The following is a 3,117-nucleotide window of genomic DNA, read 5'->3' as shown; positions in this document are numbered from 1 at the left end:
AGAAGATTAAAAATATTGTTAGCAAATTTGTTTGATTGTTTTTTTCCCTTAGTAATTTCTGATGAGTAACTTGGAACGAATGCTGCGTTAAAGGTGCCTTCAGCAAACAATCTTCTAAAAGTATTTGGAATTCTAAATGCTACAAAAAAAGCATCGGCCAACATCCCTGTTCCAAGAAAAATTGCTATTAAAATATCTCTTAAATAACCCAGCAATCTACTAATGATGGTATAAAAACCAAATGTGCCTGTTGACTTAAGTAAGTTCATAAATCATATTAGTCTTAATTTTACCCCAATTGTACACTTATTGTTATCAGAAATGAAAAAAACAAAAATCGATCATTACACAGATAAAGAAGCTTTAGATTTTCATAAAGACAAAAAACCTGGCAAGATTGAGATTATTTCTTCAAAAAATATGACAACTAAGCGTGATCTCGCTTTAGCATATTCTCCAGGAGTTGCTGCTCCTGTAAAAAAGATAAGTGAAAACCCAGAAGCAGCTTATGATTACACAAGTAAAGGAAACCTTGTTGCTGTAATAAGTAATGGTTCAGCAATATTGGGGATGGGAAATTTAGGTGCTCTTGCATCAAAGCCTGTGATGGAAGGAAAGGCTGTTTTATTTAAAAGATTTGCTGATATTGATTCAATAGATTTAGAGATTGATTGCAAAGATTCAGACGAAATCATAAATTCAATTAAAAATTTTGCACCTAGCTTTGGTGGAATTAATTTAGAAGACATAGCAGCCCCAGATTGTTTTATAATAGAGCAAAAATTAAAAGAAATTTTGGATATTCCTGTTTTCCACGATGACCAACACGGAACAGCGATTATAACAACTGCAGCATTAATTAATGCTTTGGATATTTGTGGTAAATCAATAAAAGAAATTAAAGTTGTAGTTAATGGTGCAGGAGCTTCAGCACAAGCTTGTACTGAGTTATTTAAAAACTCAGGAGCAAAATCTGAAAATATAATAATGCTAGATAGAAAGGGTGTAATTTACGAAGGAAGAACAGAGGGAATTGATCAATGGAAATCCAGGTATGCAATAAAAACTAAACATAGGACTTTAGAGGATGCTGTCAAAGGTACGGATGTTTTTTTAGGATTGTCTGCAAAAGGTGTTCTAAAAAAAGAGATGGTTAAATCCATGGCAAAAAATCCAATTATATTTGCTTGTGCAAATCCTGACCCAGAAATTACCCCTGAGGAAATTAGTGAAGTAAGAAATGATGCAATTGTTGCAACAGGGAGATCGGATTATCCCAATCAAGTAAATAATTTAATTGGATTTCCTTACATTTTTCGAGGAGCTTTAGATGTTAGATCCAAAACGATAAATGAAGAAATGAAAGTTGCTGCAGCTAATGCGATAGCTAAGCTTGCAAGAGAAGATGTTCCTGATGAAGTGGTTGCAGCTATGGGTGGAGAAAGACCTCATTATGGAAAAGATTATATTATTCCATCAACATTTGATCCAAGATTAATTAGTGTAATACCAGCAGCTGTAGCAAAAGCAGCTATAGATAGTGGAGTAGCTAGAAAAAATATAGATGATTTTGATGTTTATAAAGACCAACTAAAACAAAGACTAGACCCAACAGTAACAATCATGCAAGGTATAAATTCATTTATCAAAAAAAATCAGAAAAGAATTGTTTTTGCAGATGGTGAAGATGAAAATACTTTAAAAGCCGCTATTGCATTTAAAAATTCAAAATTAGGTATTCCAATCCTGGTAGGTAAAGAAAGTAAAATTAAAGAACAAATTAAAAATATTGGTTATAGTGAAAATTTTGACATCGAAATTGTTAATTCAAAAGATGAAGAAAAAAGAAAAAGATACGTTAAACATTTATTTGAAAAATTACAAAGAGAGCAAGGATTATTAGAACGAGATTGTGACCGCATGATCAGAAATGATAGAGTTGTTTGGGCTACTAGTATGGTTGCCTGTGGCGACGCTGATGGTGCTGTAACAGGCAATACGAGACGATTTGGAGCTTCATTTGAAAAAATCAAGCAAGTTGTTGATGTTAGAAAAGGAGAAATTATGTTTGGTTTAAATATGATCGTTCATAAAGGTAGAACTATTTTTGTTGGTGATACAAGTGTTCATGAATATCCAACTTCTGAACAAATGGCTGAAATTGCCATATCTACAGCTAGAGTAGTTAGACTTTTTGGATTTGATCCTAAAGTTGCTTTTGTATCTCACTCTACATTTGGACAACCTCTTACAAGTAGAACAAAACATATTCGAAACGCGGTTGAGATATTAAAAGAAAAAAAAGTAGACTTTGAATTTGATGGAGATATGCAGCCTGATGTAGCTCTCGATCCAGAATATGAGGAACTTTATCCTTTTGCAAAGATAGTTGGTAAAGCAAATATTTTAATAATGCCTGGACAACATAGTGCAGCAATTTCATATAAACTGATGAAAACAATTGGAGACACAAAAGTTATTGGACCATTATTAATTGGACTTGGGCTTCCAATAGAAATTGCACCTTTAAGATCATCAACTTCTGAGATACTCAACTTAGCATCAATTGCTGCTTATTCTTCCCAAGTAATTGATTACAAAAAATAATTATTCTCTTTGAATTCTTAAATCTTCAACAAGAATGATACTGGCAATTACATCTTCGACATCAAGTATTTCTTTTGCTTCACTTATAACTAAATCTTTTTCTTCTGAAGTTAAAGCAATTCCATAAATATAAATTTTCTTCTTATAGGTATCTATTTGATAATTGGTTGCCTTAATATTTTTATTTACAATTATAGCTGTTCTAAGTTGAGATGTTATTAATACATCTTTTGCAGATTGCTTAAAGTTAAACTCTTCTTTTATTTTAATATCATTTCTAACAGATCTAGCACCCTTGGTTTCCCATGCTAACTTTGTAATCATTAATTTTTCTTCTGGACTATCTACTTTTCCAGTAACAAGGTTTCCTTTACTTGTGTAATCATAAGCTGCTTCTGGGTTTTCACTTATCTTTTTTACAGGAGCAGCAACTCCTGGAGAATATGCTAAAGCGAGATCACGCTTAGTTGTCATATTTTTTGAAGAAATAATCTCAATCTTGCCACGTTC

At 32.3% G+C, this 3,117-nt stretch carries 2 protein-coding genes and 2 pseudogenes; 1 reads left to right on the top strand and 3 read right to left on the bottom strand.

Features of this window, described 5'->3' with window-relative positions:
* A partial coding sequence (locus tag ACTTBL_RS06775; protein WP_440644154.1) for a lipid II flippase MurJ occupies positions 1–269 on the bottom strand: 269 nt, incomplete at its 3' end.
* 52 nt (positions 270–321) lie between these two features.
* Between ACTTBL_RS06775 and ACTTBL_RS06770 the strand changes: the two genes are divergently transcribed.
* A complete protein-coding gene (locus ACTTBL_RS06770) occupies positions 322–2,607 on the top strand; it encodes an NADP-dependent malic enzyme (RefSeq protein ID WP_440644153.1) in 2,286 nt (761 codons plus the stop codon).
* Here ACTTBL_RS06770 and ACTTBL_RS06765 read toward each other — a convergent pair.
* Both ACTTBL_RS06765 and ACTTBL_RS06760 read right to left on the bottom strand, forming a co-directional pair.
* Positions 2,608–2,955, bottom strand: a pseudogene (locus tag ACTTBL_RS06765) (BON domain-containing protein); the annotation flags it as partial.
* Positions 2,956–2,964: 9 nt separating this feature from the next.
* Positions 2,965–3,117: pseudogene (locus ACTTBL_RS06760) on the bottom strand (malic enzyme-like NAD(P)-binding protein); the annotation flags it as partial.

Source organism: Candidatus Pelagibacter sp. HIMB123, from assembly GCF_052048195.1.
Classification (GTDB): domain Bacteria; phylum Pseudomonadota; class Alphaproteobacteria; order Pelagibacterales; family Pelagibacteraceae; genus Pelagibacter.
Note: the sequence above shows the minus strand (reverse complement) of the source record. Positions and strands in the feature narration are given on the sequence as shown.

What these genes read in the sequence shown, in the direction of transcription:
- ACTTBL_RS06770 (WP_440644153.1), top strand. Translation starts at nt 322, where the DNA reads ATGAAAAAAACAAAAATCGATCATTACACAGATAAAGAAGCTTTAGAT.